The organism is Psychromonas arctica (genome assembly GCF_036697365.1).
Classification (GTDB): Bacteria; Pseudomonadota; Gammaproteobacteria; order Enterobacterales; family Psychromonadaceae; genus Psychromonas; species Psychromonas arctica_A.
The window spans coordinates 275706-290878 of record NZ_JBAHZA010000001.1; the positions used below are offsets into that span (position 1 = coordinate 275706).

Here is a 15173-nt window from a genome sequence, read left to right on the forward strand (position 1 = left end):
CTCAATTTTATAATCATTTATCCATGTAAAGCATGTTGAAGGGAGCCTTATTGAATGGCAATGCCAGATATCGCAAATAGCGCACAAGCTCAAACTGAAGGAACGCTTGACCGCGTTGGTATGAGTAATATTGAGTTACCGTTAATGGTACAAACAGATGATTGCCCTGCTCAACAAGTTAGCGCAAAGGCTGAAGTATTCGTAAACCTTGGTGACCCGCAAGCAAAAGGCATTCATATGTCTCGTTTGTACTTGCAGTTAGATCAACTTTCTACCGAGTCTGAATTAACGCTGGAAACATTAACAACTCTTTTAAATGGTTTCATTGAAAGCCATCATGATTTGAGTTCTGAAGCTTTTGTTAAAATCGCTTTTGATTATAACTTACGCCGTAAATCATTAATTAGTGAAAAACGTGGCTGGAAAGCTTACCCAGTAGTTATTGTGGGTCGTTTAATTGATGGAAAATTTGATTTCGAATTAAAAGTAGATGTTCCTTACTCTTCAACTTGTCCATGCTCTGCTGCGTTAGCGCGTCAATTAATTCAAGATGCATTTAACAAACAATATGAGCAGCAAGAAAATGTAGCCAAAGAAGATGTATTAGCTTGGTTAGGTTCAACTAAAGGTATTGTTGCAACACCACATAGCCAACGTAGTGTCGCTGAAATCAAAGTTAAATTAAGCGAAAAAGCAGATAATTTCCCAATTATTGCATTAATAGATTTAATTGAAGCTACATTAAAAACGCCAGTTCAAGCAGCAGTTAAACGTGAAGATGAGCAAGAGTTTGCTCGTTTAAACGGTCAAAACCTGATGTTTTGTGAAGATGCAGCTCGCCAATTGAAATTTGCATTAAACGAGCAAGTGTTATTTGATGACTTCTGGTTACGTGTAAACCATTACGAAAGCTTACATGCTCACGATGCGGTTTCAGTAACAACTAAAGGCATTAAAGGCGGCTACCAAGCTTAAGCATTAATTAGCCTATAAACAAAAACCTCTGTTCAGTGATGACCAGAGGTTTTTTTATGCTTACTTTTTGTATCTAATCAATATCAACCAGCCTTTAGTTAATAAAGTTGGCTGTTAAACTAAAATTAGTGTTAAAAGCTTAAAACGATTTAACCAATCACTGACAAACCAAATCACCGCTGACACCAACAAAAGTAGCCAGTGGCTTTTTATTCATCCAAACCTGAGAGAACCTTACTGACCATTAACTGGTTCAGTAAACGGTACTTCAGTACTAAAGTTAACCATTTTTTTACTGTAAGGGTGTTGAATAGTGATCTCACTCGCATGCAATAATAAACGTGGCGATAAATCTAATGCAACAGGATCTGCATAAAAGTCATCTCCCAGTATTGGATGCCCTATTGCCATCATATGTAAACGAAGTTGATGCGTACGCCCAGTAACCGGCATCAGTTTAACTAAGGTACTTTGTTCGCCATAACTAACCACCTCATAAAAAGTTTTACATTGTTTTCCAGCTTTATTATCCACTCGATGTCGCGGCGGATTATCAATATCTTTACCAAGCGGCACATCAATACAGCCCTGCTTCTCTTTAATATGGCCAAACACGCGCGCATAATAAACCTTCTTGGTCTCTCGCTCTTGAAACTGCATTTTCAAGGCTCGCTCAGCATCTTTTCTCAAGGCAAAAATAATCACACCTGAAGTGGCAAGATCTAACCTATGTACCGTATGGCTATTCGGGTGTTTCTCTAATAAACGGCTATACATACTGTCATGACGTTCAATATCACGCCCCGGTACTGATAAAATTCCCGCTGGTTTGTTAAACACAATCATATCTTTGTCTTTATAAATTGTATCTAACCAAGGCTCTGTGGGCGGGTTATATATAAAGTCTTGCATAGCAACGTTCTCTACTTCTAATAGATTTGATTATTAGGCAGCACCTTATTAAAAAGGATTAGATACAAAAAAGGCTGAAATCCGTTAGGAAATCAGCCTTTTTCAGTAGGTGGTGGAGATGGGGGGAGTCGAACCCCCGTCCGAAAAGCCTACGTCCTCGGTACTACATGCTTAGTCTATCTTTAGGTTAACTCTCGACACTCCGACAGACAGGATTGCAAAGAGCGAGTTCGATACTATTTCGCGGTTCACCCTCGAACAAGGTTCCCTCGCTATCCAAATGTAAATGACCTTCCGAATCCCTGCCCATAGGAGAAACGTGGGTGGAAGGCTAGCTAGCCTAAGCTGCTAGAGCGTAGTTATCGTCGTTTGCAACTATAACTTTGACGGCTTTTTACGAGGCCAGCCGTCACCTCGGCATGCACCTTGGGTTTCATGAATCTCGTCGAGTCCTAAATCATCCCCAGATGGTTAGTAATAAATTACCAACATGTTGAGTCTAACAAAGCTATTTGAATCAAGATAGTCTTATCTAACAAATAGCATGCCAGTTGCTCATTTATCGAGCATCATGTTTCATCATGCGCTCTTTTTGTACTTTCCACTCACGATCTTTAACATCGTTACGTTTATCGTGGTCCTGTTTACCTTTAGCTAAAGCAAAGGATATTTTGACCCAAGCTTTTTTCCAGTATAGCGATACAGGGATAATTGAATAACCTTGGCGCTCTACTTTACCCACTAAGTTATCTAGCTCTCGGCGCTTCAGTAGCAGTTTACGGTAACGTAAAGGATCACAAACAACATGAGATGATGCTGCAATCAATGGTGGAAATGTTGCATTAAGTAGCCATGCTTCTCCATTTTTTAAGAAAATGTAGCTATCTGCAATATTTGCTTTACCTGCACGTAATGTTTTAACTTCCCACCCTTGTAACTCAAGTCCCGCTTCAAAACGTTCCTCTAAGTGATACTCATGAGAAGCACGTTTATTGCGTGCAATCGTATTATCGTTGTTTTTTGATTTTGAATTTTTTTTAGCCATAGACTGCATTATAAAGTTTGTTTTTTTAAATGGCTATTTGATTTGTCGAAAAGTCACTCATTCGCAAGCATTTTTCTTATTTTATTCGCTAATTTTATCGGTTTTTTTTCAGTTCGACGAATGCATCGTGTAATATGCTATTTTTTAAATGGGGTGAAACATGGCTGAAGTATCACGAAGCGCATTGTTGATGTATAGCGCACAAGAAATGTATCAATTAGTAAACGATGTGAATGCTTATCCTGAGTTTTTACCTGGTTGTAGCGCGACGGAAGTATTAGTCGATGAAGCGAATACCATGAAAGCATCAATTAAAGTTTCTAAAGCAGGTATTGGTCAAACATTCATTACAGAAAACACGCTAATCCCAGCTAAATCCATCAGTATGAATTTGGTGGAAGGCCCTTTCAAACATTTAACTGGCGGTTGGACCTTTACTGCATTAGATGATCAAGCTTGTAAAGTTAGTTTAGATTTACAGTTTGAGTTCAGTAGCTCTATTGTAGAATTAGCTTTTGGTCGTATTTTCCATGAACTAATCGGGTCAATGGTGAAGTCGTTTTCAAATAGAGCAAAAACGGTTTACGGCAATCGTTAAGGTATTAAGTTAAAGTATTAAGTTAAGGTATTGAATTAATGAATGAATTAATCGACATAGAAGTAGTTTATGGTTTACCACATAAGCAAGTATTACTCTCGTTAAAAGTACCTACTGGCACAACCATTGAACATGCCATCAAGCTATCAGGTATTGTTAAACACTTCCCTGAAATCATTCCCAGTGAAGCTACGGTTGGTATTTTTAGCAAGCCAGAAAAATTAGAAAGCACGGTTAAGCAAGGTGACCGTATAGAAATATACCGTCCGTTAATTGCAGACCCTAAAGAGATGCGAAAATTACGTGCAGAAAGAGCGCAGCAGGCAAATAAAAGCTAACTAAAATAAATATTAAATACAAAAAAACGCTGAGCGAAACCAAAACTTATTTGGGTTCGCTCAGCGTTTTTTATTCAGCCGTTAAAAATTAAAATTGGTGGCTGTATTGAAGGGCAACAAGAATTGCATTAGCTTGGGTGGTACCTGTAATTGAAGATACACCGGCTGTATCTTCATTAACTTCAACGGTTTCACCTAATAAATATGTCCCGCCAAGATCTACATTAGCATTCTTTGAAAAGTGGTAAGTCACCCCAGCAGAAAACCATTGCCTATCTGAATCAGGCACTGAAATAGAGGTTACCTCGTCCTGAGCACTTTGGTCATATAAATAACCAGTGCGTAATGTCCACGTTTCGTTTAAGTAGTATGTGCCACCAATTGCAAAGTGCATCGCATCTTTCCATTGGTAATTGCTAATTGTACCGTAAGTATCTGACTCTAAAGTATCGAATGAAGACCAGCCTATCCATTGCACACTGTAATGTACCGCATATTGTGTATCCTTAATGCGATGGTAACCTGAGAATTCAGCCATATCAGGCAAGCCTAAGGTTAATGTATCGTCATCGGTAGTTGAACCATTAAAACTGACTTCCCCTTTTACTTTTAAATCAGGGCTGTAACGATAAGATAAACCAAAACGATTATTATCATTCAGCTCATACACAACACCAACATTAAACCCTAATCCAAAGCCATTCACATCTGCATCCAGTGCTTCACTCGTCCCTAACACAGAACCATCGGCAGGCGAATAAAAGTAGACGTCTCTTTCTAGTTTGCCTATTCCATAAATAACATCTAAACCACCACCAATGCTCCATTGGTTGTCAAGGCGGTATGAAATAGCAAAACCTAAATTAAGGCTTTCAACATCGGTATAGCCTCCGTATTCACTGCCTGTAAAAGAATCATCAAAGTCAGTTCTGGTTCCAAAGTTGGTATATAAATTAACACCTACTGCAACTTTTTCATTCAAAGGAAATATAGCGTGGATATTAGGGATAACGGATAATCCACCAGCATCGTCGTAGTTAGACTCTCCACTGTATCCTGTAACATTACTCGAATAAGTTCCATCTTCGACACTGATATCTGTTTCTAATAAAATAAGCCCCAATGAAAGTGATTTTTTTTCAAATAAAGCCATAGCCGCGGCATTTCTAGCCATTACAGAGGCGTTATCTGCAATAACTGCATCACCAGCAAAAGCACGTCCCAGCCCAGTTGCTGATTGTGCATTTAATTGAAAACCAGCCGCATTAACTTGTAGTGTAGTAGCCGCTAAAAAGCCCATTAGTATGGTTTGTTTAAAAATTTTATTGCAGTTTGCCCTTCTGCTCATATTATCTTCCTTGCTTGTAAACTTGAAATAACTAACTAATTCAGCGAGTAAGCTTAGTTGAAATTACTCTTCTTCATGTAGATGCCACTGAAAACCGTGATCAGATGCAAACGCTAGTAATAATAATTGTCAAAAAAATTGAGTTAAGTTGGGGTTTTAACATCACTTCCCCAAAGCTTATCTCGTTAAATCGTATTGTTAGCCTTAGTAAAATGACTAGCTGGTGCGAATTAGTACACCAAATGCACTAATTTATTATTCGATAAATAAGTATCATCAGTTAATCCAAGTTTGTTATAACTAATTAAATGACGTAAACCATCAATATAAGCTTGTCCACGTTCAGAATATTTAATTAATGTACCTGCCAATAACGTACCAGAATAGTTTTTTCCAGCAGCCACTTCTTTCGCTCTTAAATCGCGCAATGATTGGTAAGCAGATGTTGAGTTAATGTTTAACATGTACCCTTCCACTGAAGCTAACGGACTATCAAAACGTTTAATTCCGTAGTTACCTAACTCAGTGCGTTGTTGCTTTGGTTTTATACCGTTACCGCTAAAATCCCACTGCCCGAAGAAAGCATTACCTTCAAGTGCAAAGCGAGAAGTCCCCCAAGCACTTTCTTCTGCTGCTTGTGCAAGCGCTAATGATGGAGGAATAGTATTAACGCGCGTTAGCAGATCCTGTTGTTGCTGCTTAGTTAAGCTGCCAGCACCTTTATCTACTACCTTATATTTCACACCTATCGCGATAAGCTCTGCAGAAGTTAATTTTGCAGACTTAACAATTTCACGCTCTTGAAGAATACGCTCATTAGAAACAAGCACTAAGGGCAGCATCAGACGTAAAAAAATCGTTTTCTTATTTTCTACAGGCATATTCTTTGAAACTTCTTGCCATTTAGGGTTCACTTTTTCAAACGTTAACCTTGGCACTTCTTTATCGCCCTTTTCCCAATCTTCCTGAGTGTAGTGCAGTTCAGTAAACACCGAGTCTAAATCTTCTAGTGAAGAAATTTTAACTTCTTTAGGATCTGACATTAGTTTATCTGCAGGTGAAATACTCTCAGAACAAGCTGAAATAAAGAATAAAGTCATTAAAGTAATAATTAGCAATTTTTTCATAATGTAAGTTTCCAATTTTGTATATTTATTTTAATACGAAATTCAACAAAGAAACGATCAAGTCGTTATTCTACGTAGTTTTCAAACGATAAAATGAGATGAGTAGACTTAATAATGAGATGAATTAATGCAGTACTTATTAAATAAGGGCAGGAGATTACTCGAAAAGGAACAAGGTAACAAATAAATTTATCATGTCACCTGCTCAAATTTTTATAAAATAACTAATTTAAATACCCGTTTGAATAACGCCAACAAGCGTTAATAGGTGGATAACAGGTAGCATTAACATACAAACCAGCGCTAACCACATTAACCAACCAATAAAACCATTATTTCTCATGGTTTTTAAAATGCCATCACCATGGATTTTACCGACATAAAATAACAGCATGTATTGAATAAGCATGATACCCAAAACCATTGGTAAAGCTGGTAAACCTAATGATTGCACCACAGGAGGAATGGTTAAAATTGACATGTAAGCTACTGCAATAATAATAATAAATGCCCTTGGCATAAATCCGGTTAAATCACGAAGAACTGAATCGCCTGGTTTAGAACCATTGCTGTCCATATTGACCTCTACATAAATAAGATGAGTGAATAAGCTGGTAATCAAATAGACGACTATCAATTAACAACTATTATATGTATTACTATAATACGCTATAACGCTACAAAAGTGCTTCGCTTAATATAATAGTGTGATGACAATACTTTGAAGGTTAATAACTAATCAAAACATAAACCGGATCGTGTATTTATTGAGCTGAACGGCAACTTTTTCAAGTAAACACCTTTCCTACTATCTACACAATTTAATAAAACGATACTTACATCAACTGTAGTACATTGTACTTTGATAATAACTGGTTAAATATGCATCTAATAGGTTTTAAAAATAACAATTAGCCCATTCTTTAAGCAACTGGCACTTGATTTGCTTATTTTCTCTAAATAACACTTGCATTATAATGTGATCTCTATATCATTCGCCGCACTTAAACGGACGCGAGATGGAGCAGCTTGGTAGCTCGTCGGGCTCATAACCCGAAGGTCGTAGGTTCAAATCCTGCTCTCGCAACCAATTTTTGTTTAAAGGAAGAAAAGCTCATCGGGCTCAACTCTCTATAAACAATGGCGAAGGACATAGGTTAAAATCCTGCTTTCCCAACCCACTTCTTTTTAAGAAGATTAAGTAAAATATTTAAAATATCGGACGCGAGATGGAGCAGCTTGGTAGCTCGTCGGGCTCATAACCCGAAGGTCGTAGGTTCAAATCCTGCTCTCGCAACCACTTCTTACTGATACTATTCTAACCCCTATTTCATTATATATAACTCACCTAGAATTATATAACCCCTTTATTAAAATCAATCCAAAGTAACTTGGTAGCTCGCCGGGCTCAACTCTCAGTAAAAAATGGCGAAGGTCATAGCTTCAAATCCTGCTCTCGCAACAACTTCTTACTTAACCCCTTTCTAAACCCTCTATTACCAAAACCAACTCTAAACTATATATTTCGTTAAAACTTTCAATAGTAATTAATTAGATCTAATGTTTATTAGAAACGAATTTAAAGCAGCTTGGTAGCTCGTCGGGCTCAACTCTCAGTAAACAATGGCGAAGGTCATAGCTTCAAATCCTGCTCTCGCAACCACTTCTTATTTATCCTCTTTCTAAACTCTTTATGACCAAAATCAACTCAGCTCCAAACTATATAACTCTTTTATTAAAACTTTCAAAAGCAATTTAATTAATTAGAGCTAATGTTTATTAGAAACTAATTCAAAGTAACTTGCTAGCTCGTCGGGCTCAACTCTCAGTAAACAATTGCGAAGGCCGTAGGTTCAAATCCTGCTCTCGCAACCACTTCTTATTTACCCTATTTCTAAACTCTTTATTACCAAAATCAACTCAGCTCCAAACTATATAAATATTTCACTGAAACTTTCAAAAGCAATTTAATTAATTAGAGCTAATGTTTATTAGAAACTAATTCAAAGTAACTTGCTAGCTCGTCGGGCTAAACTCTTTATTACCAAAATCAACTCAACTCCAAACTATATATGTTTCATTAAATCTTTTAAAAGCAATTTAATTAATTAGAGCTAATGCTTATTGGAAACTAATGCAAAGTAACTTAGTAGCTCATCGGGCTCAGCTCTCTATAAACAATGGCGAAGGTCGTAGGTTCAAATCCTGCTCTCGCGACCACTTCTTATTCAATACCCTTCTAAACGCTCTCTTATTAAAAATCAGCATCTTATAGATATTTATTTTTAAAATAAAAAGTAATTATTTTAGAAAAGGTACGTTAATTTTTCTTAATAGAATTAATAGGTGATTGCCCAAAATGCTTTTTAAACGCGTTAGTAAAGTTTGAAGGATGACGATAACCTGCATTATAAGCTGCTTCAGTAATTGATACCGCACCTCTTGCTAGCTGCTGTTTTGCTATCTCTAAACGGCGACGACGAATATAACTGTTAACACTACATCCCAATGTGCTTTTGAATTTACGTTGCAGACTGGAAGCACTCATAGCCGATATTTCTGATAAGGTTTGTATTGAAATAGACTCATCAATATGTGATTCGATATACACCATCAAATGGTCTAACCTTTGATCGAAATGGTTATCTACGCTTTTTACATTATAAACATCTGCTTCTAGGCTATTTTTAATATTGCTTTCTTTTACCTGTTCAAAAATAGCCATAAATAAGCTCAATGTTAAGGTTTCAACCTGCATTCTTTGCATAAAGTTCTGGGGAGAACTTAACCTGATTAAATCTTTACTTAATGATAAAACGCGCTTGTTCAAACGTAATTTAAAATAAGCGAGATGCTGCGTTAAAAAGGCACGAAAAGCTTCTCCTTGCTCACATCTACTTTCCACCCACTCGATCGGTAAACTAATATTGAGTTTAGTAACATGGTTGTCTGCATATAATTGACGATGGAAGCTTGCAGGCTTACTGAGATTGACTAAAACAGCATTACAATGAGAGTCAGCATCTAGTTCAAAATTAAGTGAATCATAACCAAAGGCTAATTTTCCTTCTAATAAAATCACAATCACCAAGGATTTTTGCACTGTCGATAATACTTCAAAATCTATCAATTCATGGGTTTTGCCACCCTGTAAGGTAAAGCCATTATTCACTTGATAGGAGATCAGTTTCCCTTCAGAAAGCGCTATAGGTGGTGCTTTTTGTGATGATGAAATATGACGAGAATAGTTTTCAGAAATAACAGTTTGCTGATCATGTTGCTCTAAACAACGTGTTCCACACCCTTTCAGGGTATTTTTATTAGCCTCTTCCATGTGCGCCTTCCTCATAACATAATGGTTATTTTGCATAATTGATTAAGCTGTTCTGTCTCCATCAACTCCCCTATTATAAACGCGAATAAATATCATTACTAATTATAATTTAAGGGAAGTAAATGGAATTCAAAGCAGTTAGAAATAAAGTATGTGTCGCTGTTTTATTGGGGCTTAGCACTCAAGTTATTGCAGATGATTCACAAGTTATGGATGAAATAGTGGTATGGGGAACTAGCGTATCAAGTAGTTCAGAAAACTTAGGCGACCAAGATATTTCATTAAAGCAAGCAGACCATATGTCGGATCTACTTCGTGATATTCCAGGTGTTGATGTGGGTGGAACACACTCATTAACACAACGAATTAATGTACGTAGTTTAGGCGAAAGTGACTTGGATATTCGCTTAGATGGTGCTTCGCAGCATGCAAATATGTTCCACCATATCGGTAACCTAACATTAAACCCAGATATCCTTAAATCTGTCGATATTGAGGTAGGTAATAATTCTGTAACTCAATCAGGTTTAGGCGGCACAGTGCTGTTCGAAACCAAAGATGGTAAAGATTTACTTCGTAATGGAGAGCGAGTTGGTGCGCGTATTTATGGTGGTTACGCAACAAATGATAACCAACAAGGATCTTTAACCGTCTACGGCATGTTAAGCGATAAAGTAGACGCAATGATTTACGGGAATATCGTCGACCGTGATAATTTTGAAGATGGTGATGGTACTGAAACCTATGGGTCAGCAGGTAAAGTATCAAACATCTTATTTAAAGTCGGTTTTGAACCTTCAGCTAAGCATCGTTTTGAATTAAGTTACGATATGTACCGTGACAGTGGCGACTACAACCCTCGCCCAGATATGTCTGGTGATGCCAATGTAGGATTAAGTGGCGATTTATTAATCCCTACCGATTACGACCGCGACACATTCACCGCTTCTTACCAGCTAAAAGGCAACAAACACAGCGGTAAAGCCAATGTTTACATCAGCACAACTGAAATTACCCGTGATGAAACAGTCATGGAAGGCGTATGGCCAACTAATCGTGTATCAGTTAATACTGCTAAAAACCAAAACGTCGGTGCTAACGCTCTGTTTGAATCTAACCTAGTAATTGCTAATTTCGATAACCAATTCAGCTATGGTATCGATTTTGTTCATCAAAACAGTAGCAGTACTTATGGTGATACTGATTACATGGATGAAAATGCGATTTCTAGCGCTATTTTCATTGAAGATCGCTTTTACTTCACCGATGACTTCTCTGTGACAGCCGGCCTTCGTTACGATAATTTCCGTCGTGATGCTGAAACCAGTGACAAAATATTTGATGATGTCACCTGGGGCTTAGGTGTTGATTGGGATGTGACCGATTCTGTTAGTTTATTTGCGAGTGCGCGTAGCTTGTTTAAAGGCCCTGAGCTACTTGAAACCTTTATTCAGTATCAAGATGTTGCTTATTTAGATGATGATATTAAAGCAGAAACAGGTTTAAACAGTGAAGTGGGCATACGTTACTCGGAGTTCTTTGGTGAGCATTCAGTAAGCGCTAGTGCAACTGTGTTCCAAACTAATATTGATGATTACATTACAGAAACTTATCAAGATGATGGTTCGTACCTAATCGAGAATATTGGTGACGCTGAAATCAAAGGCTTTGAGTTAAGTACAAGTTATGGCTATGACGCGTTCTTCACTAAATTATCTTACTCTCGCTCAGATTCAGACAATACAACCACTGGAGGTCCTCTACTGGATGCAAATGGTCGTAGTATGGATATAGGCGACAGCATCTCACTTTCACTAGATTATGAGCTAACCTCTTTTGATCTGTTAGTAGGCTGGACATCAAACTTTGTATTAGAAGAAGACAATGTGGAAGATGATAGCGCTGTTAAAGAAGCTTACAACACACATGATCTTTATGCTCAATGGATGCCATCAAGCATTGAAGGCCTTCAACTAACATTTGGTATTGATAATGTGACAGATGAGTTATACACCTCTCATGCCTCAAGAACTGGTTCAGCTCGTGGTTACACACTAGATGATTATGAACCAGGTCGTAACTTTAAGTTGTCAGCTGCTTATCAATTTTAACTTTATTTAGATATCAATACAAAAGAGAGCCTCTAACTCTCTTTTGTATGCCAATGATATTTAATAAGCCCCCTAATTTTAACTTATTTAATAAGCAAGCCAGGCCCTTAATGGCTGTGATTGGTATTAATATGGACAAAGTGACATGCACAACAGTAAAACATTAATTAAGTCAGAAAATGCAGGGCGTTATTTACAGACGCTATGCAAACATTTTTCGCGTAAAGTTCCTGCAGAGTGGGATGAGCAAACGGGTAAAGTTAACTTCGCTATGGGTGATTGTGAGTTTACCTATTCAAAGAAAGACAATGAATTAACTGTACATTGCAACGCAGATTCACAAGATAAACTGTCGACAATACAAAAAATTTTAGAACAACATGTCACCATGCTTTCTAGAAGAGAAACCATCAGTATTGTTTGGTCAAACCTATAGCCACTATTACAAATAAAACGGTTTCTTCCTGCTGCAGGAAGAAACATTACTTTATTATCTTATACAGTCATTAATTCAACATACTCTGCGCTATCTCCCCTTTCAGTGCTAAAGTCATCTCAGTAAATTCCTCAACAATCGCACTTTGAGTATCTTTTCTACGTTGTAGTTGCAAAGGGATTTCAGTGTTTACTTCTTTTAAGTCAATAAAGTGGCAACCATCGTTATATAGCTTTCGAACACAATAGGGAGCAATTGCGACACCTAACCCAGCGGCTACTTCTGTGACTAGAGTCTGCATGTGCCTAGGCTGGCTCACAATATTAGGAGAGAATCCGGATTGTTTACATTGCATAATAGTTTCATCAAATAACCCAAGTGCTTCGTCTCGATTAAATATAATAAAAGATTCGTTTTTTAGCTGATTTAATTCCACTTGTTGTTGGTTGGCTAATGCATGATCTTGATTCACGATCGCAGTTAATTTATCGATGTAAATATTATGACTTATAAAATCTGATGCAATACTGCTTGGTAAAGGACGTGAAAAAGCAATATCGATTCGCCCTGATTGTAATGCATCAATTTGCTCTGTTGCAGTCATCTCTAGTAAGACCACATGCACTTCAGGGTATTGCCGCTTATAACGTCGTACTAATTTGGCCATAAAGGTGAAACAAGCTGAGCTGAGGTGAGCAATATGCAGCGTCCCAATTTGTCCATTATTAGCACGTTTAACCTGTGTTTTAGCTTGCTCAGTCAGCGCTAAAATAGCGGTTGCATCTATTAATAACTGTTTCCCTGCTTCGGTAATATTTACCTCTCTGGAAGTTCGTTTAAATAAATTGACGCTTAACTCATCCTCTAAAGCGGCTATCTGGCGGCTTATCGCTGGTTGGACTGTATTTAACTCGCGTGCAGCTTCAGAAAAACTTCTATGCTTAGCCACCACCACAAAACTTTTTAAGGATTTAATATCCATCGTAAAGCTCCTTATTCTAAATAATCCAATTAATACCATTATCGTATAGATTCAATAAAATATTAACATTTTTGTTATTGCGAATGTTCTTTTATGCTTCACCTATATTTATTATTTTGAGAGTCGAAAATGCCAACAAACACCACTAGCCCATCTTTAAGTCGCTTTATTTTATTACTGATGACCACTGCGATTGCCGCCACAGCGGCGAACCTGTATTACAACCAACCTATTTTACCTTTAATAGCACAAGAGTTTGGACTAACTAATGGCCAATTAGGCAGTATTCCAGCGTTAACTCAATTCGGTTATGCTTTTGCATTATTGTTTATTTCACCATTAGGGGATGCTATCGCAAGGCGTCGTTTAATCGCTTGTTTATCTAGCTTATTAGTTGCTTCCTGTTTACTCGCAGTCTTTTCACCCAATCTATTTTTATTATTAATTGCAGTTTTTTTAATTGGGGTCAGCGCGAATATCACGCAACAATTAATCCCTTTTGCCGCTTCCATGGTGTCAGCAGAGAATAAAGGTGCAACCTTAAGCACCTTAATGATGGGATTAACCTTAGGCATTTTATTATCACGAACTTTGAGTGGTTTTGTAGGGGAACAATTTGGCTGGCGAGCTGTATTTATTATGTCAGCAGGCATATCTTCAATTTTTGGCGTGTTATTATTTATTTTTTTACCATCAAATAAACCACACAGTCAATTGGGTTATTGGGCATTAATTAAAAGTACCTTAAGCTTATTTATAAAACACAAATCACTGCAGAAATATACTTTCTCTGGAGCCTGTTGGTTTGCGTCTTTTAACGTGCTGTGGGCTACATTAGCTATCCATGTCAGCGATGCCCCTTTTAACTATAATGCCCAACAAGCAGGATTATTCGGTGTGATCGCCTTAGCTGGTGTGATTGGCGCTAAATTAGCAGGAAGATGGGTAAATAAACTAGGATCTAAAAATGTAGTGATGGTTGCTTTAGTATTGATTGCATTAGGCTTTGTTATTACAGGTTTATTCGCAGGTAATCTTATCGCCTTAATTGTAGGGATTATACTGATAGATTTCGGTATTTTTAGTGCGCAAGTAGCAAACCAAGTACGTGTATTCAGTATCGACCCAAGCGCACAAAGCCGTATCAATGGAATTTATATGCTTGGTTATTACATTGGTGGGGCAATAGGCTCTATGGTCGGATTAAAAGCCTTTGCTTTATATCAATGGCCGGGAGTGATTGCAGTTAGTTTACTTTTTTTAGTCGGTAGTGCATGTTTTAACGCATTTGCTAAAAGAACTTAATCACCATTAACTTAACTAACTTTAATTAATTGTTGTTTATTTACACTGCTTAAAAATCAATGCTCAAAGTATTTTGAGCATTGATTTTTCTTATTTGGGTGAACTACCCCTGTCTTGCTTTAAAGCGAGGGTTAGTTTTACAAATAACGTAAGACTTGCCCTTTCTTCTCACAATTTGACAGTCAGGATGACGTGTTTTAGCACTTTTTAACGAACTTAATACTTTCACATTACCCCCTAAGACTTTAATTTACCAAAGCGATTATTAAACTTAGCAACTCGACCATCCTGTGCAACAACAGTCTGTTTACCAGTGTAATAAGGATGAGATTCGCTTGAAACCTCAATCGCGTAATAAGGGTAAGTTTGCCCATCAATATCTACTGTTTTTGTAGGCTGTAAAGTTGAACCAACGATAAAATACTTATCAACCGACGTGTCATGAAAAGCTACTTTTTGATATTTAGGGTGGATACTCTCTTTCATAATAAACCTCTAATTAAATCGATACGTTATAACATAACAATTTAATTGAAAATGAAATTTTATGCAAGATATATTTGATAATAGTTATCATTAGCTTGTTTGTAATTGCATTAAGAGATGATCTTAGAAGAGATAAAAATTTAGAAGAAAAGGAAGATATAGCCACAATCACGTGG

General features: G+C 37.2%; 15 protein-coding genes, 2 tRNA genes and 1 other RNA gene. 8 read left to right on the plus strand and 10 right to left on the minus strand.

Features of this window, described 5'->3' with window-relative positions; genetic code table 11:
* Positions 1-54 precede the first annotated feature (54 nt).
* On the plus strand, positions 55-975 hold the full coding sequence (gene folE2, locus V5290_RS01190; RefSeq protein WP_333380893.1) for a GTP cyclohydrolase FolE2: 921 nt from the start codon (positions 55-57) through the stop codon (positions 973-975).
* Positions 976-1209: 234 nt separating this feature from the next.
* Here the strand turns inward: folE2 and V5290_RS01195 are convergent, their stop codons facing one another.
* The 3 genes from V5290_RS01195 to smpB form a co-directional block, all read right to left on the minus strand.
* Entirely contained in the window at positions 1210-1887 is a 678-nt protein-coding gene (locus V5290_RS01195) for a pseudouridine synthase (RefSeq protein WP_333380895.1), read from the minus strand.
* A gap of 110 nt (positions 1888-1997) precedes the next feature.
* Positions 1998-2352, minus strand: a transfer-messenger RNA (tmRNA) gene (ssrA, locus tag V5290_RS01200).
* Between the two features lie 94 nt (positions 2353-2446).
* Entirely contained in the window at positions 2447-2932 is a 486-nt protein-coding gene (gene smpB, locus V5290_RS01205) for an SsrA-binding protein SmpB (protein WP_290037537.1), read from the minus strand.
* Between the two features lie 160 nt (positions 2933-3092).
* Between smpB and V5290_RS01210 the strand changes: the two genes are divergently transcribed.
* Both V5290_RS01210 and V5290_RS01215 read left to right on the plus strand, forming a co-directional pair.
* A complete protein-coding gene (locus V5290_RS01210; RefSeq protein WP_333380899.1) occupies positions 3093-3530 on the plus strand; it encodes a type II toxin-antitoxin system RatA family toxin in 438 nt (145 codons plus the stop codon).
* Between the two features lie 38 nt (positions 3531-3568).
* Positions 3569-3868 carry an RnfH family protein gene (locus tag V5290_RS01215; RefSeq protein ID WP_333380901.1) on the plus strand — a complete coding sequence of 100 codons (300 nt, stop codon included), beginning with the start codon at positions 3569-3571 and terminating at the stop codon, positions 3866-3868.
* An 88-nt stretch (positions 3869-3956) separates the two neighbouring features.
* Here V5290_RS01215 and V5290_RS01220 read toward each other — a convergent pair whose 3' ends face one another.
* From V5290_RS01220 to V5290_RS01230, 3 genes are all read right to left on the minus strand, one after another.
* A complete protein-coding gene (locus tag V5290_RS01220; protein WP_333380902.1) occupies positions 3957-5216 on the minus strand; it encodes an outer membrane protein transport protein in 1260 nt (419 codons plus the stop codon).
* 230 nt (positions 5217-5446) lie between these two features.
* Positions 5447-6343: a glucosaminidase domain-containing protein gene (locus V5290_RS01225; protein WP_333380904.1), complete on the minus strand. Its 897-nt coding sequence runs from the start codon at positions 6341-6343 to the stop codon at positions 5447-5449.
* Positions 6344-6572: 229 nt separating this feature from the next.
* The gene (locus V5290_RS01230) at positions 6573-6920 is read right to left on the minus strand and encodes a hypothetical protein (protein WP_333380907.1); all 348 of its coding nucleotides are present in this window, start codon (positions 6918-6920) and stop codon (positions 6573-6575) included.
* Positions 6921-7356: 436 nt separating this feature from the next.
* Between V5290_RS01230 and V5290_RS01235 the strand changes: the two genes are divergently transcribed.
* Together V5290_RS01235 and V5290_RS01240 are read left to right on the plus strand one after the other, a co-directional pair.
* Positions 7357-7433, plus strand: a tRNA-Met gene (locus tag V5290_RS01235).
* Between the two features lie 133 nt (positions 7434-7566).
* Positions 7567-7643: transfer RNA gene (locus V5290_RS01240), tRNA-Met, on the plus strand.
* 1020 nt (positions 7644-8663) lie between these two features.
* Here V5290_RS01240 and V5290_RS01245 read toward each other — a convergent pair.
* Entirely contained in the window at positions 8664-9677 is a 1014-nt protein-coding gene (locus V5290_RS01245; protein WP_333380909.1) for an AraC family transcriptional regulator, read from the minus strand.
* A gap of 122 nt (positions 9678-9799) precedes the next feature.
* On the opposite strand from V5290_RS01245, the gene V5290_RS01250 reads away from it, so the two are divergent.
* Positions 9800-11788 (plus strand): TonB-dependent siderophore receptor, encoded by a 1989-nt coding sequence (locus V5290_RS01250; RefSeq protein WP_333380911.1) that lies wholly within the window; start codon positions 9800-9802, stop codon positions 11786-11788.
* Positions 11789-11933: 145 nt separating this feature from the next.
* Positions 11934-12224 (plus strand): DUF2218 domain-containing protein, encoded by a 291-nt coding sequence (locus tag V5290_RS01255; protein ID WP_333380913.1) that lies wholly within the window; start codon positions 11934-11936, stop codon positions 12222-12224.
* A 70-nt stretch (positions 12225-12294) separates the two neighbouring features.
* On the opposite strand, the gene V5290_RS01260 is transcribed toward V5290_RS01255, so the two are convergent.
* Positions 12295-13206, minus strand: a complete 912-nt coding sequence (locus tag V5290_RS01260; RefSeq protein ID WP_333380914.1) for a LysR family transcriptional regulator — start codon at positions 13204-13206, stop codon at positions 12295-12297.
* 129 nt (positions 13207-13335) lie between these two features.
* Between V5290_RS01260 and V5290_RS01265 the strand changes: the two genes are divergently transcribed.
* A complete protein-coding gene (locus V5290_RS01265) occupies positions 13336-14511 on the plus strand; it encodes an MFS transporter (protein ID WP_333380916.1) in 1176 nt (391 codons plus the stop codon).
* A gap of 103 nt (positions 14512-14614) precedes the next feature.
* Here V5290_RS01265 and ykgO read toward each other — a convergent pair whose 3' ends face one another.
* On the minus strand, positions 14615-14740 hold the full coding sequence (gene ykgO / locus V5290_RS01270) for a type B 50S ribosomal protein L36 (RefSeq protein WP_113819944.1): 126 nt from the start codon (positions 14738-14740) through the stop codon (positions 14615-14617).
* A gap of 8 nt (positions 14741-14748) precedes the next feature.
* Positions 14749-14997, minus strand: coding sequence for a type B 50S ribosomal protein L31 (locus tag V5290_RS01275; RefSeq protein ID WP_333380920.1), 249 nt, complete (start codon positions 14995-14997; stop codon positions 14749-14751).
* Between the last annotated feature and the right edge of the window lie 176 nt (positions 14998-15173).